Source organism: Thalassobacillus sp. C254, assembly GCF_001310615.1.
The window spans coordinates 45,691-69,692 of sequence record NZ_BAXQ01000013.1; the positions used below are offsets into that span (position 1 = coordinate 45,691).

The following is a 24,002-nucleotide window of genomic DNA, read 5'->3' on the forward strand; positions in this document are numbered from 1 at the left end:
AAAAATGTACGGTTTCTCTGGAGAAGCTGATGATTAGGAGCAAGGATTAGGGGTAATGGTAAAGAGAGGGAAGATTTTACCGGAACTTTGAGGGCGAAAAAAGGATCATTGTATATGAGGAGGTTATTCTATGGAAAAAACACCAATTACCGTAGCATATGGAGATGGCATAGGACCTGAAATTATGGAAGCCACTCTTAAAATTCTTGAAAAAGCAGAGGCAAAAATTGAACCAGAAGTCATAGATATTGGAAAGGATGCTTATTTAGAAGGGTATACAAGTGGAATACCTGACGAAGCGTGGGACTCCTTGAGAAGAACTAAAGTCTTTTTAAAAGCGCCGATTACAACGCCCCAGGGTGGAGGGTATAAAAGTCTTAATGTTACCATTCGTACAACCCTGGGACTATATGCCAATGTACGTCCGACGATGTCCTACTCTCCTTTTGTAAAAACCAATCACCCGGATATGGATCTTGTCATAGTAAGGGAGAACGAGGAAGATTTATATACTGGAATTGAACATCAACAGACTCCTGAAGTGGTGCAGAGCTTAAAGTTAATCACAAGACCCGGTTCTGAGAGAATAATCCGCCATGCATTTGAATACGCAAGGCAAAATGATCGAAAGAAAGTAACGTGTGTGACCAAGGACAATATTATGAAGCTGTCAGATGGTTTGTTTCACAAGGTATTTGATGAAGTGGCAAAAGAGTATGAAGACATCGAAACAGACCATTGGATTGTTGATATCGGACTTGCAAAAATAGCAGATTCTCCTGAAGCATTTGATGTGATGGTCATGCCTAACCTATACGGCGACATAGCTTCAGATATCGCTTCACAAATTTCAGGAAGTGTAGGACTGGGCGGCTCGGCTAATATTGGAGATGAAAGTGCCATGTTTGAGGCGATCCACGGAAGTGCCCCGGATATTGCAGGAAAAGGAATTGCCAACCGTCAGGACTTCTGCATGGGGCGATTCAAATGCTTGTGCATATAGGACAGCCTGAAACAGCCTCTAAAATTCATAATGCTTGGTTTAAGACCCTGGAGGACGGAATATATACAGGTGACATCGCCAAGGGCGGTCCATTCGTTGGAACTAGTGAATTCGCTGATGCGGTCATCAAACGCCTTGGCGAGAAACCCGAAACGATTAAGCCAATGACGTATGTAAAGAATGAAGATAAAAAAGAAAACAAATACAAAGTATCTCCCAAAGCGAAAGACAGAGCTGATACCTCAATTACACGCGAACTAGAGGGAGTGGATGTGTTTTTATTTAATAATACCCATCTACCTGATGAGATTGGCACCACTTTGGAAGAGGCTGCTGGTTCGGATTTTGAGCTTGCGATTATTACGAATCGTGGGGTGAAAGCGTATCCTGGCGGCTTTACGGAGACATTTACCACGGATCACTGGCGGTGCCGCTTTTTACCGACTGCTGCGAATGGTAAGACAGATAAAGAAAGTATCATGGCTCTGCTAAACAGAATTACTGAAGCTGGCCTGGATTGGATTAAGGTTGAGAATTTGTACAGCTTTGATGGAAATATTGGATATTCAGAAGCCAAAAAATAAGATAGCAGAAGGAAAGCCGGGGAGCGAAATGATTCCCCGGCTTATTTGTAATGTTACAACTTGCGATGGTGCCAGGCACCGACGGCTGGCTGTAACAAAACCAGGAGAGAATCCCTGGTGTAAAGGGAAAGTAATATTACAACGCACGAGGGTGCCAGGCACCTAAATAGGGGAGAGGGGATTGGTTTTTTCTACATGGATAAAGGCATCGTAACGGTCTGACAGTCGGGATGGGACGTAGTTTCCTAAATGCTCGACTAAAGGATTATAGGTCACGCCAATGGCCCGGTGGCCAATAGACTTTTGAAAGAATGTACGATTTTCATTAGTGAACATAATATATTTATCGTAACCTCCCGCCTGGTGCAGAAGATCTTCCCAGCTTCCAGCCACTGCTTCTGGAACTGTCATTTCTTCCGCAGGTTCTCCCCATTTTCTTGCAGCAGTTACCGATCCTCTGTGGGTTCCTAAACCGATGGCATAGATTTTTTCATTTCCGTATTCCTCACGAAGAAGCTGTCCTACATTCACCATTCCTTCATCAGCCATGTCGGTAGCCCGGGCATCCCCAATATGAGTATTATGCTCCCAAATTACACCCTTGGCTTCTTTCCCGTAAAAACGGGAAATGCTGCGCAGGGCCTCTGTCATATGTCTGTCACGAATATTCCAGGATTCATTGTCGCTTGTGATCATCGTATGGTAGTAATTCTCGGCGTTGCTTGCTGCCATCGCATTGATTTCCATATTCAAGGAAGCTTCTGGCTCATTATCGTATGTTTCCTTTTTCTCGTGAATGGTTTGCAGCAGCTCAAGCATTTCTTCCATGCAATCCTGACCGTATAAAGCAGCGGAAATTCCGTATCTTTCAGCTTTTCTGTCAAATGGCTCAAAGCATTCAAAAGTTCTTTTGGCCTGATCCACATCCTCTGATCTATTTTTGGAGAGGTAGTTCAAAATGGCTTCCATGGATTCCCACAAGCTGTATAAATCCAGCCCGTAATATCCCGCCTTTTCTTCATTTCTTTTATGATTCACATTAAAGTTCTTTAGCCATTCAGCAAGTTCTGCCGCTTCCTCATTTGCCCACATCCAGGAAGGCCATCGTTGAAAGGAAGATAAGGCTTGTTTGGCATTCTTGTATTCTGCAGCGTATCCCTTTACATAACGGTTTACTTCAAAGGAAGAAGGCCAGTCACCTTCCACAGCGACAAAGGAAAAACCGTGTTCTTTGATCAGCCTTTTGGTGATTTCACTGCGAAGAGTATAAAATTCAGACGTACCGTGAGAGGCTTCCCCTAAAAGCACATATTTTGCTTTAGCAGCTTGTTCAATCAGCGGCTGAAGGTCTTCTGCTTTTTCAAAGGCTTTCGAATACTTTTTAATATGATCAACAACCTGGTTGGTTTTTTGCATCTTTTTCGCCTCACTTTCCTCATAGTATGACGGGTAGCGAAAGATTCATATGAGTTATTTATTTCCCTTATCATTACAAATATAATCAAGTCCAGACGTAATAGGTAAGAATGGTACACTAATGAAAAAAGTGGAGGAATAGTATGAACCTTATACTCAGTCGCAAAGGGATGGACTCAGGGAGCGGAGGTACTTTTTCACCTTATGATCCAAAACCGGGAGATATATATGGTACCCGATTCCAGAAAGAAACAATAAATACGCCCATACCATTCGTTACCAGGATGTTTCTGTCAAACAAGATTACCTTCCAGGCTTGTCTGGAACAACATTAAGCGATATCTATGAATCTTGGAAAAAGAAATCAAAGCTGAAATTAAAAAATAAAGAGTTTGGAAATGTGTATGATTCTTATACCCATTTTGACCCCATGCTTGGGCCTGCACCGTGGATCGTTGACACTAACAGCAAGACAATTGGAAGGGCATTTGGACAGACTAATGCTGCTCCGCACCTGCAAAAGAAACGAGTAGGCGAAGGAGATGTTTTTCTTTTCTTTGGAGGCTTTGAAGCTGTAGGCAGCAAAGAAAAAGGACATTTTATTTACGGGTGGATGAAGGTGAAGCATAGAATTGAAACATTTGAAGAAGCACTTCCCAAATTGGAGGAATTCGGAATACAGCATCATCCTCATATGTATGAAAAGACGTTTCAGAAACTAAATTATATCTTTCTGCCTGATGAATGGCTGTTTGAGGATCTTGGTATCCCAGGGTGCGGCTATTTTTCTGAGTTGTCTTCAAGTCTTTGCTTATCTGCAGCTTTGAATAAAAAGCCAGGTACATGGGAGCTTCCCTCTTTTCTTTATAAAAATGTAAGCCAGGTTCATCAGAAAACGTGGGAACTTGGGAAAGAAAAATGTACGGTTTCAACAGGCATTGGGCAGGAATTTGTAGCCTCCTTCCCGAACGAGGGAGAGCAGTGGCTGCGAAACCTTTTTACTGAAAACCCAATATATATACCGTCTCATTAAAAATAAAGAGCAGCCAAGCTAAATGGCTGCTCTATTGCTGTAGGCTTGTCTTCTCGCTTTCTTGGTGAGAAATATCCTGAGTTTTTCTTCTGTGAAGCACTGCATTGATTTCTGCACCAATAACGAGAATAATCCCTGTGAGGAAAAACCAGAACATGAGAATCACAACGCCGCCAAGACTTCCATAGGTTGCAGAGTAATTGCCGAAGTTGCTTACATAAAATGAAAAACCGAGTGAAGTTAACTGCCAGGCGATCGTTGCAAACAACGCCCCTGGGATCGCATGCGTAAATGGTATCTTTTTATTAGGGGCAAAATGATACAAGGCTGCCAGAATTGCAGCAATCACGGTAATGCTGAATGCCCAGCGAAGCACTCGAAAGAGAATTTCAGTTTCGCTTGGCAGGTTGACTAATGAATTGATAAAGTTAATGATGACATCACCAAAAATGGGTAGAAGAAGAGCGATGACAAACGCAAAAATCATACCAAATGTTAAGGCTATGGATACGAGCCTTGCTTTAATGAAAGAACGGCTTTCTTCCACGTTATAAGCTTCATTTTGAGCTTTGATAAAGGCGTTGATTCCATTGGACGCCGACCAAATGGTCCCAATGATTCCTACAGTGAGAAGGCCGCCTCGAGGCTCTGTAACTACACTGACAATTTGATCATGAAAGATCTCTGCCGTTTCCTCAGGCATCATATTTTCTATAACTCCTATTGCCCACTCGGATCAATGTTTAAATACGGCAATATGGAGATGATCAGAATAAGCATAGGAACCACTGACAGTAAATAATAAAAGGCTTGAGCAGCCCCAAGCAGCGGGACATTATCGTTAGAAAATTCCCGGAAAAGCTCTTTCCCAAAAGAAATAACCTTCTTCATGTTTTCCTCCCTTCCATTCCTCTGCTTGTTGTTCTATCCCCGGTTATGTATGGGATTAACCTTGTCTGTCACAAAAAGGGGAAAGAAAAAGTGGAGGGGAGGGCTCGCTCTTCTTTTATGTTTTCTTGACTACTGATGCGTGGATAAAATTTATCAGCGTAAGATAGTCAAAGACAGGAAGCTTCGTTTTTTCGTGAACAGCTTTCGCATAAGGAGACAACAAGCTGCATTCTAATAGAATGATAGAGAGATCAGGGGATGTTGTCTGCTGTTCCTCTACAACTTCTAATAGCTCCCTTTTGACTTCTTCTGAATCAAGAAACCCACTTTCTTTAATGGCCGTTTCCCTGAAATGCCGCTTGTTTTCCATTCCTATAATCCTTGCCTGACTGAACGGGAAATCAAGACTTCGTAAAAAGTTTTCATTCATCCTTGAGGATTCAGCGGTGATAATACCTACCGGGCCTGATGTTAGCTTTTTAAGAAGGGGAAGCTGAAGCAGACTCGATAAAAAAACAGGCACGGATACGTCCCTGGCAAGCTCTTCTTGAAAAAGCTGAAAGTATCCGCAGTTTCCTGTAATAGCTTTCACACCGCTTTCTTGAATAAGGTCCTGGCTTGTCTTGAGAATTTTTGTATAAGCCCAATGATTGTTATCAAACATGGATTGTACGGTGACTCCAGCTGCTTTTTTATAAGCAACAGGGAAAGAAAAGGTCTCAGCATTACCTATATCACCTGGAAGATATGGGACGTTTGTATCGAGCAAAAGAATCCCAAGAGGATCCTCAGAAGGAAGTGGTTCTTTTTGTGCGTCAATAATCATCGTTATCCTCCATACATTAATTTTGGAATGGTGAAGGGGGGTTTTTAATAGGTTGCAACAAGCCACCTTGTTAACTTCTTTAAAAAGTCTTCAGGGTTTTCAAGCATGCCCATATGTGAAGACTCTGTCTTCGCTTTTTCTACCCAGCGAGAGGAAACAGGAAAGGGCTGTTCCACCAGGTCTTTATTTCCTTCAATAAACAGCAGGGGAAGAGGGGCCTCGTTCACTACTGTTACTTGTTCCTTTCTGTTCTTCATGGCTTGGATTGCTGCAATAACCCCTTCTTTTGTCGCTTGTTTGGCGTGATGAAAAGCTTCTTTCATGGCTTGTGGATCGGCATCAAAACTGAAATAATCCGGGATCTTTTGATTAATAAAAACCTGAAGACCCTGGTTTTGGATAAGCTGAATATTTTGATCCCTCTGTTCTTTGTCTTTCTCTGTGTCAGCTGCTGGTGAGCTGTATAGAAAAGCCGCCCTTTTCACGAAGGAAGGAGCCTTCTCCACAGCAGCCATGGTTATGTATCCCCCCATTGAATGACCTGCCCATGTGGCTTTTTTTATGTTTAAAGAGTGGAGGAGCTCAATGATTGCATCCTTGTATTCATCTATTGTTTCCTCACCGTTATATAAAGATTTTCCATGCCCTGGAAGATCGGGTGCAATAATATCGTATTTTTTTTCCAATTCGGGAATAATTTTATCAAATACCCGGTTCGTACTTAAAAAACCATGGAGTAAGAGAAGGGGGTCTCCAGTTCCCCGTCTGTAATAGTGAAGCATTCCTTTTCTCTCCTTTACCAAAAATGTAAATTTAGTATGCACTTTATTCTGTGCAGCAATGCAGATTGCTCGACAAGAGAGGTTTTCAAAGAAATCAGGCACAAGGGAATACTTCTTAGATTGCACATGATATGATAGGGCTAGCATTTCTTTTATCATGAAGACTATTAACGAACTGTGTAAAAGGAAGGTACATATGACGGAAGAAAACATTACTCGAATTAATCTTGACGGTAAGGAGCTGATCCTAATAGGAACAGCTCATGTCTCGAAAAAAAGTGCGGAACAGGTAAAAGAAGTGATTGAGGAGGAAAAGCCTGATTCAGTGTGTGTAGAGCTTGATGAAGGCAGGTATCAATCAATTAAGGATCCTAATAAGTGGAAAGATATGGACATTTTTAAGGTTATAAAAGAAAAGAAGGCTACTCTGCTTCTTATGAACCTTGTCATATCTTCTTCTCAAAAAAGGGTGGCTAAACAGTTTGGGATTAAGCCCGGTCAGGAAATGATTCAAGGGATCGACTCGGCTAAGGAAATAGACGCTGAATTAGTGCTGGCAGACAGAAATATCCAGACGACCTTCGCGAGAATCTGGCATGGTATTGGACTTGGAGGAAAAGCAAAACTCATGGTGCTGATTACTTCAAGTATATTTAATAAAGATACCATCTCGGAAGAAGAGCTTGAAAAGATGAAAACCCAGGATACGTTAAATGCGATTCTCGATGAATTTACGAAATCCTTTCCTAAATTAAAAAACCATTGATTGATGAGAGGGATCAGTATTTAGCACAGAAAATCAAAGAAGCTCCAGGGGATAAGGTCGTAGCCGTTCTAGGGGCAGCTCATGTTCCTGGAATTAAAAAGGAGCTTTACAACGAGCAGGATGTAAAGAAACTGGATGAGGTGCCTCCAAAATCAAAAGTGCCTAAAATGATTGCCTGGGCGATTCCACTTTTGATCTTAGGGATCATTGCTTATACCTTTTATACAAACCCATCAGCGGGCCTTTATCAAACGCTAAGCTGGATTCTCTGGAATGGAAGCTTTTCAGCCATTGGAGCAGCGATTGCTTTAGGTCATCCATTAGCTGTTTTAACTGCATTTCTCATTGCTCCGTTGAGCTCGCTCAATCCTTTAATGGCAGCAGGCTGGTTTGCAGGAATTGTTCAGGCTACATTACGCCGGCCAAAGGTGGATGACTTTGAAAATCTGGCAGATGATGTATCAACCGCAAAGGGCTTTTGGAATAACAAAGTAACCAGGATCTTGCTGATTGTCATTTTAACAAACATAGGAAGCACCCTTGGAACGATCATCGGAGGGGCAGATGTCATCCGGGTATTTCTTGAAAACATTTAATTAAAAAAAGCTTGCGCCTATGGGGCGCAAGCTTTTTCGTGGTTCTTAAGCGATCTTTTCTTCTTGTTGTTTTTGAGCTCTTTCTTTCATAATATCTCTGCGAAGCAGTATAGAAATCAGGAAAGCCAATATGATTAGGGCTGTAAATACATAGAAGACTGGAATGTAGCTTTGCGTAGTTTCTCTAATCTGGGAAACTACCATCGGTCCTAATACCCCTCCAAGAGACCAGGTTGTTAAGAGGTATCCATGAATAGCCCCTAATTGTTTGGTTCCAAACATATCTCCGATAAAGGCCGGCAGGTTTGAAAAGCCGCCTCCATAACAGGAAACAACAAGGAAAATAAGAACCTGGAACAAGATTACATTTGTCGTGTTTGGTAGAACAAGGAAAGCAACAAGCTGAATGGTAAAGAAAATTAAGAAAACATTATGGCGGCTATATAGTCAGATGCAGCTGCCCAGGCAAGGCGTCCGCCACCGTTAAGAAGTCCCATAATACCAACCATAGTTGCTGCTGCCGCTGCAGAAAGACCAACCATTTCCGTAGCCATCGGTGAAGCAACTGAGATGATCATAAGCCCTGCACTTACGTTAATAAGCATCATGGACCAAAGCATCCAGAATCTCTTTGTTTTAACAGCTTGTTTCGCTGTCATCTGTGCCAAATCTTTCTTCACTACTTTCTCACCGGAAGCCATGCTCTTTTTCATTCCCTCTGGCATCCAGCCTGGTTTAGGAGGCTCAATATAAGAAGCACCCAGCATCATGAGAAGAAGTATGCTGCGCCCAGGATAAAGAATGCAGATGAAATACCAACGCTTTCCATTAGGGAGGCAGCGATAGGAGCAGTGGCAAGAGACCCGGCACCAAATCCAAATACACCCATCCCTGTTGCAAGTCCTCTTCGGTCCGGGAACCATTTTACTAGAGTGGAGACAGGAGAAATGTATCCAATCCCGAGACCTACACCGCTTAATACCCCGTATGTCAGCCAGAAAAGAGGAAGGGAGTCAATGACAACCGCAAGCCCTGAACCTGCTTGTCCTAACCCAAATAAGACGGCAGCAAGAGTAGCAGATTTCTTTGGTCCATGTTTTTCTACAAAGGTACCAAATAATGCAGCAGAGGAACCCGCAAGACCCATCATAATGGTAAAGGCAATCGTGATATTAGAAGCAGACCAGCCATCGTATTTGCCAGGGGAGTAATGTAGACACTATAAGCGTATGCCGCACCTATTGAAAGTTGAATAGCGATTGCCGATAACGCCATTAACCATCTGTTTTTAATTTTTCCTTCCATATTTTTTTCCCTCATTTCATTGTTGTTTTAAAGGTTATGAAAACGCTTAACTATTACACTATATTACAATACATTCATTTGAAAGAAAAATCAAACAAATTAAATAATTTTTATAATTATGAACCAGAAATTTTTTTGCATAGAAGCGGGTTGTATAGTGAACGAGTGCTCAATCTACTGTTGTAGAGGGGAATTTAACTTTTTGAAACATTATAGGAAAAAAGGAATAGAAATTGCAAAACTTTAGTACTGTTATATGAAAACGCTGTAATTGGAAAAAGAATCAAAAAGGTTTCTTAGAAAAATACTTACATAGATAGAAGAAAACTAGACTAAATTTTCTAAATAATCTGCATTAAAGTGTTGATAATATTAAAGCGTTGTATTATACTTTATGTAAGCGTTGTCATAAAAAGAGGATCATTCATATTATTTCGTCTTTCATATTATTCTTTTTTATTTCTTTTTATTTTTGATGAATAGGAAAAGGAAGGATTTTAAGAAATAGCCATAATGGGCTGATTTTAGGGAAAAAGTACTAAAATAGGTTTGGCGGATAAGTTGAGTTGTTCCCAAAGTAACGAGAGTAAAAGAAGGTCGCAAACCATTAGAGGGTTTGCGACCTTCTTTTTGTTTTCAGTTTCAATACAGGAAAACCTGCTTTATCTTTTCACCCCGAAATGAGCTGAAGTTCAATATCCTACCTCCACACTTGCAACGACGATGTACATTAAGTCGTTTCTGTCCCCTTTATCTTCAAGAACAATCCCGCTTGTTGTAAGCATCCCCCCATCCATAACTTCAACCGAAACAGCCCCATATGGCAAGGTGGCTTTGATCTTGTCATAATCTAGTTTCTCTTTATCACAAGGTATCGCAAGCTTAACGTTTACTTTCATATTGTTAATGTCCTTATCCGGAAGGACTGACCTCATGCCAGGCATGGAATTAAAATGGATGGCATTTTGAACCGCTCTGATCGATGCAGTTGTAATATCCTGACCGTGAACATCGATCCCCATACCGGTTTCTATAAACATGATTTGTTCCATTTGCTGCATCTCCTTCTTTATAAAGTACTTTTCCTATTTTATCATTTTTTCATGCCGGACATTCTTTTTTTAAAGGTTCCAAAAAAACGGGTGTTTCGTCCACTCCTGCTTTTTAGATACTCATATATTAATAAAAAACGGCGGGAGGTTGACATGATAAGAGTGAAGTGGGTTTGTTCAGAAACGAGGAGGGGCATATATCTGCCAGTACGTTTTCAGAATAACATAAATGCAAACCCTGCTAAAATTGATTTTCATTTTGGCAGCTGGCAGAAAAACTTACGTTACGTTTTGATCATACGCTTCCAAATGACATCATTGGATTGACAGATGATTTAAAAAATGAAGTTTTCATTCCTGAGGATGTACCATTTGAATATAAAATTTCCGAGAGGGAGTTTCATGTGGGTCCTATGGTGCTATGGATTGCAGCTAACACAAATGAGAGGTTGAATAAACGTCTGTCTAATTTGCAAAGACGGATTGAAAATTACATCCCTGTAAGAGGATTGATATGTATATGTGCAGAAGAAGGAGTCAATCTTGAAACAAAAAAAATAGAGGGGTATTATTTTCATCCTTTATTAAATAAATGGGAACAAGCCACGTTTTCTTATCCTGGTGCTATTTTTAAAAGGTCCATTTGACACCACCAGTGAACAGGCATCTTTACAAATGGTCAAAAGGACGCATATTTAATTCGTATTTCTTTAATAAATGGGAAATGTGGGATTGGCTGTCTGTTGACGCGAGAATAAGAAAGCACCTTCCTTATACAGAAAAAGCAGAATCATTAGAGCAAGTAAAGAAAATGGTTAAACGCTTTCCTTCTGTTTACATGAAACCGGTGAAAGGGTCCGAAGGAAGAAGAATTCTTCAACTTGAACAACATCAAGACGGGATTCGAATAACAGACGATAGGAAGGAGAAAACTATTGTCTCAAATTTGGAGGACTATGAACGATTGCTGAAGCGGCTCAAGAGTACCAGGCCTTACCTTATTCAGCAAGGGGTGCCTACCAAATACGGCTCAAGAAACATAGACTTTCGAATTTACATGCAAAAGAATGAGAAAAAGCAGTGGAAATCGTCTGGTATAACTGCTCGCATATCGGAACCAGATAGCATTATTACGAATTTGAGGCACTTAGATTATTGGGTGGACGGCCGGGAAGCCTTAAAGCAAATTTATAAATTAAGTGAACAAAAAGCATCCATTCAAGAAAAGAAAATAGTGAAATATTTGCAAAAGAGCTTGTTCGAAGCTGGATAAAAAAGGCGAATTTGGCGATATTGCTATTGATTTTGTTATAGATAAAAAGCTTCACGTGTGGATCCTCGAGATGAACCTCAGGCATGTCTATCCGGTAGAAGATCCCAGGCTTGCACCTGAGGTCAAGCGAACTCCTTTTTTGTATGCCATGAGTTTAGCAGGCTTTCCTCAATTAGAGAAGAAAAGATAAATACAACATTTATCTTTTCTTCTCTTCTTCATTAGTTCTTTTCTTGTTCTCCTCCTAAATGGTTATTTACCTAGTATTCTTATAATCCCTGCCCACATTTGACTACAAGATTATTAACTAGTTGAAAAACGGGTGTTTAGCCGTTACTTACGTCCTTTATCTTAATATGCTATGGATGAGTATATTAAAGATGAAAGGGTGAAGGTTTTGACCACATTGAAAAGTTTACATGGTCATTTCGGGGTTTTAACTTCAAAAAAAGCTATGAAAGCTTTTTCTGATAAGAAACCTCATTACCGGCTAAAGCAGCTAGCACTGGCAAATAAAAAAGTGAACCTAAATTTATACTTTTTTTCAGTTGATATGATTGACTTAAAAAATAAAAGAATCAAAGGATATTATTATGATTTTTTAAGTAAGAAATGGAAGACAGGAATCTTTCCTTACCCTGATATTTTATATCGGCGAGGCGGGATTAATAAAAGTAATAGAAAAAACTATCGGGTATTTATCAGACAATGTAAAAGGCGTGATACAAAATTTATCAACTTCTTCACTAGGCAACTGGGATATATACAATTATTTCAGCAGCGTAGAATCCCTTCAGCCTTATTTACTGCAGACAATTTTGTACGATCACCCGGAAGATTTATACTATATGGTCAGAAAGCACAAAACCATTTATTTGAAAGGGGTAACAGGGAGAAAAGGGCAGAAAGTAGTAAGGGTTGAAAAGCTTTCACCAAAGAAATTTCGCTGTAAGTATTATGATCATGTCAGAGGAAGAGTGTACACAATGGTATACAACAGCCTTGCTGAAATGATTCCTTTCATAGAAAGATTTTATAAAGGAAAACGGTTTATGATACAAGAGGCAATTGATCTTTTGGAAGTGAAAAAAAGGCGGATTGATTTGCGGGCTGAATTACAACGAAGTGAAAACGGGGTAATAGATATCAGCGGAATCAGTGCAAGAATGAGTCAGAGAAATTCTCCCATTACTATCCATTCTCAGGCATTTCCACTCGATGAATTGTTTGATGTAATTAAAATCCCTGCAGCGGAAAGACCTAAATTGAAAGAGATGATTGAACAGTTCTTGTATACAGTATACAAGGAAACGGAAAAGAAATATGGAAATTTTGCCGAAATCGGAATCGATTTTGCTTTAAACAAAGACCTTGAAATCAAGTTTATAGAATGTAATTCCCAAAGCGCTAAGGTTTCTTTAATGAAGGCTTATGGAAAAAAGACATTACATCGGGCGATGTTAAATATTTTGCTTTATTCCAAATACCTTATCGGCAAGAAAAAGGTTGAGGAAGAGCCAAGAAAAGCTGAGGAGAGAGAAGGTGCTTTAACCTTCTAAAAGGAGGTGCAATAAAGAAAGAGAGGGTGAGAAACAGTGGAAATCCTTCGAGGAAGAAATAAATATAAAATGCACCTGGTTATGAATAAGAATCTTCACCTCCAAAAATACCTTCCCGAAACCGTAATATGGAATAAAGAAAATTTTGTGAGGATGCTTAGTAAGCATCACTCGGTAGTCGTTAAGCCAAATAATGGGAAACAGGGTCAAAGCATATATTTCGTCGAAAAAGAAAGATCCAAATATATAGTAAAGATAAATAAAAAGAAAGTTGTTTTTTCTACTACCCAGGAGGTCTATGATCATTTAAACAAAGGGGCAAGCAAAAGAGAGTTTATTATCCAGCAAGAGATAAATCTTGCCAAAATAGATGGAAGGCGATTTGATTTTAGGATTATAGTGCAAAGAAAAACGAGAGGTCATCCATGGGAGGTAACTGGCATTCTCGTAAGAAAAGGCGGGAAGGGGTACAAGGTGACTAACAGACGTCGTCATGGGACTGCCTTATCACTAGAAGATGCTTTGAAAAAAATAAACCTCCCTGAGAGCAACAAGGAAACGAAAGTAAAAAGAAATCAAATATGTTTCTCTTTTAGCAGCTAAAACGTTAGGACGGTCTTTTCCTAATCAAAGGATTTTTGGTGTAGATATTGGAATGAATGAAAACGGCTCTCTTTATATATTTGAGCTGAATCGCTGGCCTTTATTAGGAGGATTTAGAAGTCTTAAAGATAAATCGCAGATAAATCGAATTATGTCTTATAAGCAGCGAAGTTAAGTCTTTACTTTTGGTCTAAAGGAATGTGGAAAAGGAGCTAAAGAAATGATTGGTATTGTTTTGTCTCCCGGAATCAGGAAACAAAACCTGCCCGAAAAAACGAGGCAAAGAGTGGACTTCTACCGAAAGCAGGCGAAGAAACACAAAGTAGATTTGTGTTTTTACAACTGGAACAGTGTCTCTCTGCAAGAAAAGACTGTGAAGGCTCTCGTTTATTCATATAAGACTGGAGGTTTAGTAAGACAAGAGGTTCCTCTTCCGAAAATAAACCTTCAACCTGGAACTGAGTATGTAAACTCAGAAAGGGTACGGAAAAAGGTAACTTTGCTCCGGAAGCAAAATTATATTTTCTTTAATGTCATGAATAATAGAGACAGAAATAAGTTTAAAAATCACGAGTATTTTTCTTCAATAAAAGAGATTGCTCCTATGTTACCGGAAACCCACACGCTTTCATACGCAAAAATGAAAGATATGGCAGACCGCTATGAGAAGGTGTATATAAAAAGAAAACGAAGCTGCAAGGGGAACAATATATATGTAGTAGAAAAAGGTGACAATGCCTATACTATTTCCCATGTGTATAACACAAAAGAAACGATAAAAAAGATACCAAAAAAAGAACTGTATAAATATTACCGTGCCAGATTTGCTTCTCCAAATCGTTTGTAGTTCAGCAAGGAATTGACAGTAAACAATACAATGGGAAAAAATTTGATTTCAGGGTCTCTCCTCAAAAAACCAAAACAGGTCATTGGAAAGTGATTGGATTTTATGCTCGTCTGGCAGATAAATGTGTAACTGTCACGAACAAAGATCAGGGGGGGCGTCTGAAGTTTTCCTTAAAGCCGCTGATAAGTGATGAAACGAGAGAAGAAATTAAAAACGCAAGCATCAAAATAGCCAAAATCTTGGAAGAAAAGTACCCTCAGGTCATTGATTTGGGGCTGGACCTTGCAGTAGATAAAGATGAAAAAATCTGGCTCATAGAAGCAAACTTTAGGCCTTTCAGAGGCAGGATTAACAGCAAGCACCACCGTGCCCCCTTTGGATATGTTGTTTGGTATTATAAAAGAAATGCAAAATAGCTGAAAAGACAGCCCCGTATCACACTAATTGGAGAATGATCGGGGCTTTTAGCTGTCTTTTTCAACAACAACCATTTTTCCTTGGCCCATCACATTGAAAAGTGTGTATTTAACTTCTTACCTTTATAGGTTTCTGGATCCTTTGTGTAAGCACTAAAGCCTGCTAAGGAACTGGCAAATAAAAAAGGGTTTTTGATTATTTCTCCGTAAAAAACAGGGTCGTTCAAATAGGAAAAGCTTCGATAACCATACCTCTTATTCATTTCTAAAATCCAGACATGATGATTGTGGTCTATAATACAATCTACTGCTATGTCGCCAAAGCATCCATACCGATCGATCAGTTCACAGGCTCTCTTACATATCGTTTCAACTTCTTTCTCAAGTGTCTTACTTTCATTTTCACTTAACTGAAAAATTTTTTTCATTGCATCTTTGCCTGGGAGAATATAATCGAGGTTTTGGAGATTGGTCGTTATCCTTCCTGGAAGCGCAAACCTGGCAGCCGTACCAGTACACCTCCACTGTTGTGTCTCATCTTTTTGCATATAAACTCTAAAGTCAACATTTCTTAATTGATGTCTGACAGCAACACTTTGCTGGAGAAGATAAGGTTTTTCTTTTGTAATCAACCCGTAAAGCAAATTATGGTTTTGCAGTCTCTCTTCTATTGTAGATACCTTACTATCATTGTTTCTAATTATATAAGAGGGGAAATCTTTTGTAATTTCAATAATACCTTGTCCACTCGAACCTTGCTTAGGCTTTAAATAAACAGACTTATATCTGTGAATGTATTTAAGAATGTCGGCAAATGAGTTTGTTTCTGTGGTAAAAGGAAGGTGCTTTCTTATTATATTGTCGGTGGAAAGCCATTGCCACATATCCCACTTACTGAAAAACGTAGAATTAAACACCTTTCCATCAGTTTCTCTATATAAAACTTCATTTAGTTCAGGAGGAATAATTTCCCTTTTAAATATAGCTCCTGGATAAGTAAAAGTACCTTTTTGCCAAGTTGATCCTCTGTCCTTTTTCCTTTGAAAATAATATCCCTCAATTGTCTTCTTTTCTATATTAATCCAGGAACTTGTGCTGAGCATAAGGAGCCCATTTAGCGGTACATACCTTTCAATTCGCTCCTTTAATTTATCCAGCTTGTTGATTAATCGACTGGATATTAAATATAAAATAACAGGTCCTAGCCTTAGACTGTCATGTGTATGTTCGATTTCATAAAACAATTCATCAGGAATGAAAATGTCATGCTTCAGGGTGTGAGAGAGTCCAATCGTGTTGTCAGGAAGGTTGTCATCGAGTTGGATAGTCAGTTTTCTCTTCCATGAGCCGAAATGAAACATTATTGTTTTTGAGGAAGGACAAATAATTTTTAAAAATGTCGGTGAGATAAAAATGTTATTAGAACCTTGAGATAGAATCCATTTAATAAACAATTGAACTTCCTCCTTAACCTTTGCTATTACAATGATAGTCGAAAAGATTTTAGTAAAGAATTTTTATCGTTGGTGAGAAGGGAGATATCCTTAAGGATATGAACCTTTAGAAGCATAGATGACTTTTATTAAAATGTTCATCTTATTTATATTCCTTGTATTAAATTTTTTCCTATGTAACTCGTCCAACCAAACAAAATGGTTTTGCATAAAATAAGGAGAAAAGGTATGGGTAGAAAAGTATTTGTTCCAACTCTGCAGTTAGAAAGGTGGGAAGAACAGAAATGAAGAGTAAGGGGAAGGAAAAGATGTACCTGGCATTGAGCCAAAACAGCAGTCTTATTCCTTACATGTTATATACAGAACACTGGAGCAAATGGAATTTTTTTCGCGCGGTATCTAAGTGCGATTCAATCGTGGTAAAGCCAAATGATAGTTTAAAAGCACGTAATGTTTACTTTATTTCGCGAGCAGAAAATAAATATATTGTGCAGATTAACGATGAAAAGTTCTACTTCCCTACAAGAGAAAAAGTCTTTGATTTCATAGCAGTGAAAGCGAATAATATTCCATTTATTATTCAGGAGTACATTAACTTAGCTAAAATTGAAGGCCGACCATTTGTTGCAAGAGTAATAACACAGCGTAGGACACACGCTCTCCCTGGGTGGCAACTGCGTATAAATTCAGAGTAGCAGGTGAGGGTAAAATGGTCACAAATGCTAGTCAAAGCACAAGCATACTTTCCTATTATGAAGCTGCAGAAAAATGGTCTTTGCCGCCTTCAGCCAATTTACTAGAACGCTTAAAGTCAGTAGCTGTCTTAGCCGCTGAAGCACTAACTTGGCATTACCCAAACAAACGAATTTTTGGAATAGATATAGGGATTACCGAAGAGGGTACCATTTATATAGTGGAGATAAATAGGAAACCTTTATTAAAAGGTTTCTCGGAAAACCAGCAAAGAAAAGTGAGAAAGTATCAAAGAAACAAAGCTAATAAAAGAAGGAAGTGACTCATATAATAGAGCATAGCCATGACAAATGAATTTTTCTCTTGTTTAATATTTCTTCATATTATATCTCCGTAGGCATGTGCCTGCTTTTTTATTTATCAACGTGTCAAGCTACATGTTACTTACTCACCTTTTCCATATTTTTTAATATGATATGTATGAGCATGCTACAGAAGAAAGGGTGACGCACCTTGACTGCAAAGAAAACAACAAAGGGGCTTCTTGGGGTTTTAGTATCCAATAACGCCTGGAAAGGCCTAGCTGATAATACACCTCATTACCGCTTGAAATTGCTGGCAGAAGCAAATAAAGAAGAAAACTGAATTTATTTTTTTCTCCATAAACACAGTGAATCTTAGAAAAAAGAAATCAAGGGATGTTATTTTGATTTCAAGGACAATGCGTGGAAAACAGATAAATTTCCTTATCCAGACCTTTTATTTCGGCGTGGGGGGCTTCAAAAAACTTTCAAAAACAGTATCTAACTTTTATTAATCAATGCAAAAAAATGGAAGTCGTCCTGATTAATCCCTCCTCTTTAGGGAATTGGGAAGTCTACAATTATTTCAGCAGTGTGAAATCATTAGAAAAATATTTGTTGGAAACAATGTTGTATACCGATCCTGAAGATTTATTTTACATGATAAAAAAACATCAAACCATTTATTTGAAGGGCGTCATCGGAAGAAAAGGAAAAAATGTATTACGAGTGGAGCATCTCCCCAGCAATGAATTTCAATGCACCCATTATAATTACAGAAAACGAAAAGTTTATAGTCAGGTGTATGGAAATGTAAATGACTTACTTCATTTTATCCAGGAATTTTATAAAGACCAAAAGTTCATGATTCAAGAAGGCATTGATTTATTAGAAATAGATAATAGACGGGTTGACTTGCGGGCAGAGTTACAGAGGAAGACTACTGGCGAGGTACAGGTCACCGGGGTAAGTGCACGAATGAGCCAGGAAAATTCACCGATTACCACCCACGCGAATGCCATACCTCTAAATGATTTGTTCACAAAACTAAAGCTTACTAAAAAAGAAAGAGTTAAAGTGCGTAAAAGAATCAAACGCTTCTTGCTTAAGACCTATAAAGAGACAGAGTATAAATATGGGGAATTTGTAGAGATTGGGATTGACTTTGCTTTAACCAAGGATATGCAAATACGTTTTATTGAATGTAATTCACAAAGTGCCAAAGTCTCTTTATTAAAGGCTTATGGAGAGAAGAAGCTACAAGAAGCGATGGCAAATATCATTTTATTTGCACAGTATCGGTATGAATTATACCAACAAAAAGAGCAGGAAACATCAGCTGAAAAAGAAACCGTAAAGACTAAAACAGAGGTCGTGGCTACTAGTAATCTAGAAAGTGGAACAGAAGTTCAACAATCAGGCGAAAACAAAGGTGCGGTTCCAGCTGCAGTTCACCAAGAAAATACTGAAAAAGAATATAAAAACGCCAAACAAGATGAAGTACAAAAAATAGAAGATGTGAGAGTAATAGAGGAGATATCTGAGGAAGAAACATTTAGTCAATCACCTGGTATTGATTTTAAAGAGCTGTTTGATAATCATAGGCGTATACTTGAAGAAACAAGCATCATTAACGAAAACGGATACTCTAGGGATTCCTCCATAATAAAGGAAGAAGATTTAGGTTCACTCGAAGAGGTTCACAACGAGATCCCAGAATCAACGTATTCGAGAAGGAATAACTTCAGACAAAAGCAGAACAGAGAAGAGAGAGTAGAAACGAAACGTAAACAACAGCAAAAAGAGCTTTATGGTGAACCATTTGCCCGTGCGTTAACCGAAGATTTTGGTATGATGAACATGTACACCAAAAATTAAGTCCTGGTCATTCAGAGGTCGGCGAGGTAGAAAAAATGAAAAGAAAACGTGTAAACCAGAAATTGAGGTAATATATTTATAAGGAATGTTTCAGTATAAGAACAATCTTTCTCCAAGGAGGTTCTTATACTGAATTTTTATAGTCTCTAATGTATCTAATTATTTAGGATTGTAAATAGAGGAGTAATAGTAGTAATTTTGAGAGGATTATCACTATTTTAATTGTTTAAACCTATTAATCTACCAGAAATTGGCTAGTTTTTATTTTTTGCTCTGTACACTGCATGCTCTAAAATATTAATAAAAGCTTGTGAAAATGTCTTTTCATCACAAGAGTGATAAATAGTGGTTCTTCCAGGAGTAGCATTACACTCAAGAAGAAAAATATTATGATTTTTATCGATAATAAAATCTATTCCAATTTCTGCAAACGTTCCGTGTTGTTTTTCGAAACTGTAGAAAATATTTTGGGAGATGGTAAGAAGCTCATTTTTGAACTTTGATAATTTAGCTGAAGAGTATTCTAAGTTTTAGTGAAAAAATAATCTATATCGTAAAACTTAGGTTTGGAACGAGTATTCAGGATAGGAGTGCTTTTATCACCGACTCGTACACCTGTACCTACCACTTCTATATTATTATGCTTATTTCGTTGAGTCTCAACTCTTAGATCAATTTTCTTGTTTGGAAGATAGATGGCCTGCTGGACAATTGCTTTTCTTCCGTTTAATAATTGTTTTAGTTTTTTTAATAGGGCTCGAAAGTTCTTTGTTTTATAGGTTGTTTTCTTCTGTTTAAAATACTTACACACATATTTACTGGTTGTATTTTTGGTTACTTCGAAAACATGTCTTCCTTGACCACTTAGTGTCGCCTTAACATAAACTTTTTTAAATTTATTCAGCATAATTTTTAGGCTGCTGCTTGAAAATTTCACTGTCCGTGGCAAGTAAGGCCTTAATGCTTTATTTTTATTTAAGGTTTGGTAACTTTGCCATTTATCAAATCGGCCTATAGGATTAAAAAAATAACACTTTCTCTTTTTAAAGCTTTTTGCGAAGTGCTTTTGTATTTTTTCCTATTAAAGCCTACTAATCTGTTATAAAGAACATCAGGATAGGGAAATATTTTTCGTTTCCATGCAAGTGAATGTTGATCAAAATAATAAGCCTTAATCTTTTTATTTTTTTTATTTTATCCCATGTTTTGAAAAAAAATAAAGAGTAGCTATTTTGTATTTACTATTTATTTTCTGTAACGATCTCATTGTCCTTATCGGTTTTTGTTTTCTAAATTGTTTTGTACTATTAACCAAGACCCCTACAGTTACAGGTCTTACGTATTGAGCCCAAAAGCTAGGCTGATCCATATTTGATCATCCCCTTTGTAACCAGTTGATATAAAGTATGAAATATTTGATATAGCAGCACGGCTCATGTCATTCTAGAAAATCATCTTGTTTTCACCTTTTTGCCCCTACTCCCATTTACTAAAATGACAAAGGTAAAAAGGGGTTAATGGTATGAAAAAATATCGAGTTCTTGTTTATGGCAGAGTTCAAGGGGTAGGTTTTCGCAGATACGCTAGGAAGAATGCCGTAAAATATCGAATAAAAGGCTGGGTACGGAATAATGAAAATGGCACGGTTGAAATTATCGTTCAAGGTTTGCCTAGCAGAATAGGACAGTTTATAGGAAAAATATTAATTGGACCAAAAAGGGCAAAGGTAGACAGCATAGAAGTTTCACCTATAAAAGGACGAATAAACTATAGAGATTTTGAGATCCGAAGATAAGCGTGGCACAATATTTAAACGGTTACTTTTACCCTTGGGCGGTGCTTTAACTTTCGTTAAAAACACCGTCTTTTTTGTTGCAACAAAGGTAACGTTTCCATGCAAGTGAACATAGGTATAAGACGTCACTACTCAACTATAAAAGAAATATAATGAACAAAAGAACATAGAAGGGTTGTTCGTTAGCATGAACCTAAATAAAACGAGTAGGAAGATATATGTAGGTGTACATGTCAAACAAAATGTAATAAGAAAAATGAGGAAACAAAGGGTTGGTAGAAATATAAAAAGACTTCAAAAAAGCAAATGAATTTGCAAAAACGGAACTTTACTTTTTTGGTGATACAGATGTTAAGCTTAATCAAAAAGTAATCAGAGGAATGTATTTTAATAAAAAATCTAAAAGATGGGAAAGGAAATGGTTTCCTTACCCGGATGTTTTTTATAATCGAAGAGTCTCTAAATTAATGAAAAATACAAAAGTGGAAAGGATAAGGAACACCTTTGATAGATTAGGGATCCCAAAGATAAACAGTCAACACTATTTTGATAAGTGGGACGTCTACCTAAAACTAAAACAGTACAAAGAACTACGTCCTCATTTGCCTGAAACAGTTTTTTATCGGAATAGAAATGACTTAAGTAGAATGGTAAGAGAAAGTCGTCGTCTTTTTCTAAAATCACTTACTCAAAATAATGGGCTGGGGATTTTTATCGTTACAAAAAGGAGGAAGGGTTTTCAATATAGCTATTACAAAAGAAAAAAATTAAGTAGAGGATACGTTTCAACTTTTAATAGTTTATTAAAAAAAATAAGACAATTTTTTAAAAATAAACCTTTTATTATACAAAAGTCAATTAACCTTATTAGGGTTAACAATAAAGTAGCTGATTTACGGTGCGATGTCCAGCGGAATGGTCAGGATGAAATTGAATGTGTAGCTCATTCTGTGCGCATAGGGGTTAAAAATTCACCAATTACCAATACACGAACGAAACCAACTATTTATCCGTTTGATCGTTTTTTAATACACAAAATGGGTTATACAAGAAAACAAGTTAAAAGATAAGAAAACACAATTGGAGTCACTTCTCCTAACCATATTTAAAAAAATAGAAGAATCTTATGGACGTTTTGGTGAAATGGGCATAGATATTGGAATAGATCAAGGGGGTAATCTTTGGATCATAGAGTGCAATGCGAAACCGGGAAAAAAATTCGATGTGGGTACTAAATAAAAAAACAATTGATAGAGCTTTTCTCAATCCGCTTCAATATGCAAAGCTCCTTGCTGAAAGGAAAGATTAATGAAAGCAGCTGGTATTGAAAGGCAATACAATACCTGAAAGGACACTGGGCGTTTATTTATTCATACATGGAAAATAAATCTCCATATGGCTGCATTAGACGCACAAAAAAGAGTAGGTATTAGTCAAAAGAAATAATACCTTGCTTTTGGATTTCATTTACAAATGAAGAGCCAATCCCCTTAATTTTTTGTAAATCTTTATAAGAAGTGAATGGCTTCTTCCTCCGTATTTCAATTATTTGTCGTGCTCTCTTTTCTCCTATCCTATGAATTTTAATAAGATCGGCAATGTCAGCCTTGTTTATTGGAACAAGATCCTGATTGCCAGAAGAACTATCTCGTAGTGAGGAGGGAGGTAGTTCAATTTGTTTGACGTAAAATGCTTTCCTGAAATCAGTCTCCTTTAGTGCTAAATACTTTGCGTATTCAATGGGCTTTAAATAAATTTCGCTGGTTAATTTGTGGTTGTTTAATTGCTTTACGAATTTTTTTTGAGTTTTGCCGTTTACTTCTATAATCCAGGGTTTGCCCTCTTTATCGAGTCCAAAATCTACACTGATTTCTCCTAAGTGGCCCAGTTCTCGTTCAAGAGACTGAGCAGTCAACAGACTAACCATTCTTATTTCATTTAGTGTCTTTACAGTTAGCTTGGTATCTCCTTCTAATATATCTTGATAGCTTTTTAGTTCAGTACAAATATTGCTTATAAAGGAGTAACTCTGGCCGACTCTGCAGAAACCATTGGAAATCGTCCATTTTCCTTCCTTGTTCTTTTGGACGTACATTCTAATGTCATAAATTTTCTGTTCAAAGAGGTCTAATGGTATAAATTGCTGAATTAAATATTCCTTTTCACCTATTAATTGATTTACTTGATGAATAAAAGTGTCCTTATTAGAAGTGTTAATTTTGGCTGGAGTTACAACCCTCTCACTTTGGTTTAGCAAATGTACATACTTATGCGGCGCAGTAGTAGAACCTTTATCAGTGTGTTCCCTTTCAATCGAGAGGTTCTTATACATCGCAGAGAACAACCTGTATTTAAAGTCAACTGTCAGCTCAATAAAATAAACTCCTCGTCCGTGGTGTCCCATAGCAGGTTTTAAAATGAGGTTACGGTAAAGATGTAATAAATCTATAACATTTTCCTTCTGGTATAAAAACGTTTCCGGTAAATAATTGGAAATTGAGCTGTTTTTTAGAACTCTAAAAACTTCCCCTTTGTTAAATCTAGTAATACTGTTAAAAACCTTCCCTTTGCCGATAGCCAATTCAAGGATAGAGGTGATGTCGTAATTGGAAGAATACCGTCGGTTGTACACAACTGCTGGGAAAGGGCAAATTTGTTTTTTCCACATGCCTTTTTCGAATAACAATCCTTCAATTTCTTTTCTCTTCCAGTTAATTCCGTTCGGATTAAATAGTAGCAAATTTACACCTAATGATTCAGCTGCTTCATAGTTGGTTAAAGGGGTAAGTTTATCTACTAACATACCAATCAAGGGTTTTGAATTCATATTGAATGACTCCTTTTTTTGCCCATAGGGTGAATATGTAGGTTGGGCTGCTCCTATAGTTTTGAGCTGCCCGAAAACGTTTACGGAGTAGGGGTGTCTGA

General features: G+C 37.9%; 24 protein-coding genes and 5 pseudogenes. 19 read left to right on the forward strand and 10 right to left on the reverse strand.

Annotated features, from left to right (window positions below; all coding sequences use genetic code 11):
• Nucleotides 1–184: 184 nt before the first annotated feature.
• Together JCM19033_RS25875 and JCM19033_RS25880 are read left to right on the forward strand one after the other, a co-directional pair.
• Nucleotides 185–1,068: pseudogene (locus JCM19033_RS25875) on the forward strand (NADP-dependent isocitrate dehydrogenase); the annotation flags it as partial.
• Nucleotides 1,069–1,167: 99 nt separating this feature from the next.
• Nucleotides 1,168–1,587: a hypothetical protein gene (locus tag JCM19033_RS25880; protein WP_269758204.1), complete on the forward strand. Its 420-nt coding sequence runs from the start codon at nt 1,168–1,170 to the stop codon at nt 1,585–1,587.
• A 162-nt stretch (nt 1,588–1,749) separates the two neighbouring features.
• On the opposite strand, the gene JCM19033_RS13055 is transcribed toward JCM19033_RS25880, so the two are convergent.
• Nucleotides 1,750–3,003 carry an erythromycin esterase family protein gene (locus JCM19033_RS13055; protein ID WP_054636621.1) on the reverse strand — a complete coding sequence of 418 codons (1,254 nt, stop codon included), beginning with the start codon at nt 3,001–3,003 and terminating at the stop codon, nt 1,750–1,752.
• A 226-nt stretch (nt 3,004–3,229) separates the two neighbouring features.
• Between JCM19033_RS13055 and JCM19033_RS13065 the strand changes: the two genes are divergently transcribed.
• The gene (locus tag JCM19033_RS13065) at nt 3,230–4,036 is read left to right on the forward strand and encodes a hypothetical protein (protein ID WP_198153512.1); all 807 of its coding nucleotides are present in this window, start codon (nt 3,230–3,232) and stop codon (nt 4,034–4,036) included.
• A 31-nt stretch (nt 4,037–4,067) separates the two neighbouring features.
• Here the strand turns inward: JCM19033_RS13065 and JCM19033_RS13070 are convergent.
• The 3 genes and pseudogenes from JCM19033_RS13070 to JCM19033_RS13080 all read right to left on the reverse strand — a co-directional run bounded on the left by JCM19033_RS13070 (nt 4,068) and on the right by JCM19033_RS13080 (nt 6,535).
• Nucleotides 4,068–4,927, reverse strand: a pseudogene (locus tag JCM19033_RS13070) (YihY/virulence factor BrkB family protein).
• A 115-nt stretch (nt 4,928–5,042) separates the two neighbouring features.
• Complete coding sequence (locus JCM19033_RS13075) at nt 5,043–5,753, reverse strand: hypothetical protein (RefSeq protein ID WP_054636624.1); 711 nt, start codon at nt 5,751–5,753, stop codon at nt 5,043–5,045.
• Between the two features lie 44 nt (nt 5,754–5,797).
• Complete coding sequence (locus tag JCM19033_RS13080; RefSeq protein WP_198153503.1) at nt 5,798–6,535, reverse strand: alpha/beta fold hydrolase; 738 nt, start codon at nt 6,533–6,535, stop codon at nt 5,798–5,800.
• 196 nt (nt 6,536–6,731) lie between these two features.
• Between JCM19033_RS13080 and JCM19033_RS13085 the strand changes: the two are divergent.
• Nucleotides 6,732–7,897 (forward strand): annotated as a pseudogene (locus JCM19033_RS13085) (TraB/GumN family protein).
• Between the two features lie 45 nt (nt 7,898–7,942).
• Here the strand turns inward: JCM19033_RS13085 and JCM19033_RS13090 are convergent.
• A pseudogene (locus JCM19033_RS13090) lies at nt 7,943–9,202 on the reverse strand (OFA family MFS transporter).
• A 692-nt stretch (nt 9,203–9,894) separates the two neighbouring features.
• Nucleotides 9,895–10,254: a Lin0512 family protein gene (locus tag JCM19033_RS13095; RefSeq protein WP_054636626.1), complete on the reverse strand. Its 360-nt coding sequence runs from the start codon at nt 10,252–10,254 to the stop codon at nt 9,895–9,897.
• Between the two features lie 323 nt (nt 10,255–10,577).
• Between JCM19033_RS13095 and JCM19033_RS13100 the strand changes: the two genes are divergently transcribed.
• From JCM19033_RS13100 to JCM19033_RS13130, 8 genes are all read left to right on the forward strand, one after another.
• Complete coding sequence (locus tag JCM19033_RS13100; protein WP_054636627.1) at nt 10,578–10,901, forward strand: hypothetical protein; 324 nt, start codon at nt 10,578–10,580, stop codon at nt 10,899–10,901.
• An 8-nt stretch (nt 10,902–10,909) separates the two neighbouring features.
• A complete protein-coding gene (locus JCM19033_RS13105) occupies nt 10,910–11,527 on the forward strand; it encodes a YheC/YheD family protein (RefSeq protein WP_198153504.1) in 618 nt (205 codons plus the stop codon).
• Nucleotides 11,528–11,552: 25 nt separating this feature from the next.
• Nucleotides 11,553–11,717: a hypothetical protein gene (locus tag JCM19033_RS28245; protein WP_374701243.1), complete on the forward strand. Its 165-nt coding sequence runs from the start codon at nt 11,553–11,555 to the stop codon at nt 11,715–11,717.
• A 529-nt stretch (nt 11,718–12,246) separates the two neighbouring features.
• On the forward strand, nt 12,247–13,086 hold the full coding sequence (locus JCM19033_RS22340) for a YheC/YheD family protein (RefSeq protein WP_198153505.1): 840 nt from the start codon (nt 12,247–12,249) through the stop codon (nt 13,084–13,086).
• Between the two features lie 36 nt (nt 13,087–13,122).
• Complete coding sequence (locus tag JCM19033_RS13120) at nt 13,123–13,689, forward strand: YheC/YheD family protein (RefSeq protein WP_054636631.1); 567 nt, start codon at nt 13,123–13,125, stop codon at nt 13,687–13,689.
• Nucleotides 13,661–13,864, forward strand: coding sequence for a YheC/YheD family protein (locus JCM19033_RS28250; protein ID WP_374701244.1), 204 nt, complete (start codon nt 13,661–13,663; stop codon nt 13,862–13,864). The genes JCM19033_RS13120 and JCM19033_RS28250 overlap by 29 nt, the downstream gene beginning before the upstream one ends.
• A gap of 45 nt (nt 13,865–13,909) precedes the next feature.
• Nucleotides 13,910–14,536: a YheC/YheD family protein gene (locus JCM19033_RS13125; protein WP_054636632.1), complete on the forward strand. Its 627-nt coding sequence runs from the start codon at nt 13,910–13,912 to the stop codon at nt 14,534–14,536.
• An 11-nt stretch (nt 14,537–14,547) separates the two neighbouring features.
• Nucleotides 14,548–14,952, forward strand: a complete 405-nt coding sequence (locus JCM19033_RS13130; RefSeq protein ID WP_269758206.1) for a YheC/YheD family protein — start codon at nt 14,548–14,550, stop codon at nt 14,950–14,952.
• Nucleotides 14,953–15,041: 89 nt separating this feature from the next.
• Here the strand turns inward: JCM19033_RS13130 and JCM19033_RS13135 are convergent, their stop codons facing one another.
• Complete coding sequence (locus JCM19033_RS13135; RefSeq protein WP_054636634.1) at nt 15,042–16,406, reverse strand: YheC/YheD family protein; 1,365 nt, start codon at nt 16,404–16,406, stop codon at nt 15,042–15,044.
• 269 nt (nt 16,407–16,675) lie between these two features.
• Between JCM19033_RS13135 and JCM19033_RS13140 the strand changes: the two genes are divergently transcribed.
• The 4 genes from JCM19033_RS13140 to JCM19033_RS13150 all read left to right on the forward strand — a co-directional run bounded on the left by JCM19033_RS13140 (nt 16,676) and on the right by JCM19033_RS13150 (nt 19,279).
• Nucleotides 16,676–17,101 carry a YheC/YheD family protein gene (locus JCM19033_RS13140; protein WP_157049872.1) on the forward strand — a complete coding sequence of 142 codons (426 nt, stop codon included), beginning with the start codon at nt 16,676–16,678 and terminating at the stop codon, nt 17,099–17,101.
• A 14-nt stretch (nt 17,102–17,115) separates the two neighbouring features.
• Nucleotides 17,116–17,421, forward strand: coding sequence for a YheC/YheD family protein (locus JCM19033_RS13145; RefSeq protein ID WP_054636636.1), 306 nt, complete (start codon nt 17,116–17,118; stop codon nt 17,419–17,421).
• A 191-nt stretch (nt 17,422–17,612) separates the two neighbouring features.
• Nucleotides 17,613–17,744: a hypothetical protein gene (locus JCM19033_RS25885; protein ID WP_269758192.1), complete on the forward strand. Its 132-nt coding sequence runs from the start codon at nt 17,613–17,615 to the stop codon at nt 17,742–17,744.
• Between the two features lie 185 nt (nt 17,745–17,929).
• The gene (locus tag JCM19033_RS13150; protein WP_054636637.1) at nt 17,930–19,279 is read left to right on the forward strand and encodes a YheC/YheD family protein; all 1,350 of its coding nucleotides are present in this window, start codon (nt 17,930–17,932) and stop codon (nt 19,277–19,279) included.
• A gap of 254 nt (nt 19,280–19,533) precedes the next feature.
• Here the strand turns inward: JCM19033_RS13150 and JCM19033_RS28255 are convergent.
• A pseudogene (locus JCM19033_RS28255) lies at nt 19,534–19,782 on the reverse strand (YheC/YheD family protein); the annotation flags it as partial.
• A 20-nt stretch (nt 19,783–19,802) separates the two neighbouring features.
• On the reverse strand, nt 19,803–20,351 hold the full coding sequence (locus tag JCM19033_RS13155; RefSeq protein WP_083465441.1) for a YheC/YheD family protein: 549 nt from the start codon (nt 20,349–20,351) through the stop codon (nt 19,803–19,805).
• Nucleotides 20,352–20,801: 450 nt separating this feature from the next.
• On the opposite strand from JCM19033_RS13155, the gene JCM19033_RS13165 reads away from it, so the two are divergent.
• The 3 genes from JCM19033_RS13165 to JCM19033_RS28260 all read left to right on the forward strand — a co-directional run bounded on the left by JCM19033_RS13165 (nt 20,802) and on the right by JCM19033_RS28260 (nt 22,313).
• Nucleotides 20,802–21,074 carry an acylphosphatase gene (locus JCM19033_RS13165; protein ID WP_054636640.1) on the forward strand — a complete coding sequence of 91 codons (273 nt, stop codon included), beginning with the start codon at nt 20,802–20,804 and terminating at the stop codon, nt 21,072–21,074.
• Nucleotides 21,075–21,454: 380 nt separating this feature from the next.
• Nucleotides 21,455–22,144: a YheC/YheD family protein gene (locus tag JCM19033_RS13170; RefSeq protein ID WP_083465442.1), complete on the forward strand. Its 690-nt coding sequence runs from the start codon at nt 21,455–21,457 to the stop codon at nt 22,142–22,144.
• Between the two features lie 10 nt (nt 22,145–22,154).
• Nucleotides 22,155–22,313 (forward strand): YheC/YheD family protein, encoded by a 159-nt coding sequence (locus JCM19033_RS28260; protein WP_374701241.1) that lies wholly within the window; start codon nt 22,155–22,157, stop codon nt 22,311–22,313.
• Nucleotides 22,314–22,503: 190 nt separating this feature from the next.
• On the opposite strand, the gene JCM19033_RS13175 is transcribed toward JCM19033_RS28260, so the two are convergent.
• Nucleotides 22,504–23,901, reverse strand: coding sequence for a YheC/YheD family protein (locus JCM19033_RS13175; protein ID WP_054636642.1), 1,398 nt, complete (start codon nt 23,899–23,901; stop codon nt 22,504–22,506).
• Nucleotides 23,902–24,002 lie beyond the last annotated feature (101 nt).

Excerpts from the sequence above, each read along its gene's own strand:
- JCM19033_RS13170 (WP_083465442.1), top strand. The coding sequence starts at position 21,455 with ATGTATTTTAATAAAAAATCTAAAAGATGGGAAAGGAAATGGTTTCCT.
- JCM19033_RS13150 (WP_054636637.1), top strand. The coding sequence starts at position 17,930 with ATGGAAGTCGTCCTGATTAATCCCTCCTCTTTAGGGAATTGGGAAGTC.
- JCM19033_RS13165 (WP_054636640.1), top strand. The coding sequence starts at position 20,802 with ATGAAAAAATATCGAGTTCTTGTTTATGGCAGAGTTCAAGGGGTAGGT.
- JCM19033_RS13055 (WP_054636621.1), bottom strand. The coding sequence starts at position 3,003 with ATGCAAAAAACCAACCAGGTTGTTGATCATATTAAAAAGTATTCGAAA.
- JCM19033_RS13075 (WP_054636624.1), bottom strand. The coding sequence starts at position 5,753 with ATGATTATTGACGCACAAAAAGAACCACTTCCTTCTGAGGATCCTCTT.
- JCM19033_RS25880 (WP_269758204.1), top strand. The coding sequence starts at position 1,168 with ATGACGTATGTAAAGAATGAAGATAAAAAAGAAAACAAATACAAAGTA.
- JCM19033_RS13095 (WP_054636626.1), bottom strand. The coding sequence starts at position 10,254 with ATGGAACAAATCATGTTTATAGAAACCGGTATGGGGATCGATGTTCAC.
- JCM19033_RS13080 (WP_198153503.1), bottom strand. The coding sequence starts at position 6,535 with ATGCTTCACTATTACAGACGGGGAACTGGAGACCCCCTTCTCTTACTC.
- JCM19033_RS13145 (WP_054636636.1), top strand. The coding sequence starts at position 17,116 with ATGGTCACAAATGCTAGTCAAAGCACAAGCATACTTTCCTATTATGAA.
- JCM19033_RS13125 (WP_054636632.1), top strand. The coding sequence starts at position 13,910 with ATGATTGGTATTGTTTTGTCTCCCGGAATCAGGAAACAAAACCTGCCC.
- JCM19033_RS13175 (WP_054636642.1), bottom strand. The coding sequence starts at position 23,901 with ATGAATTCAAAACCCTTGATTGGTATGTTAGTAGATAAACTTACCCCT.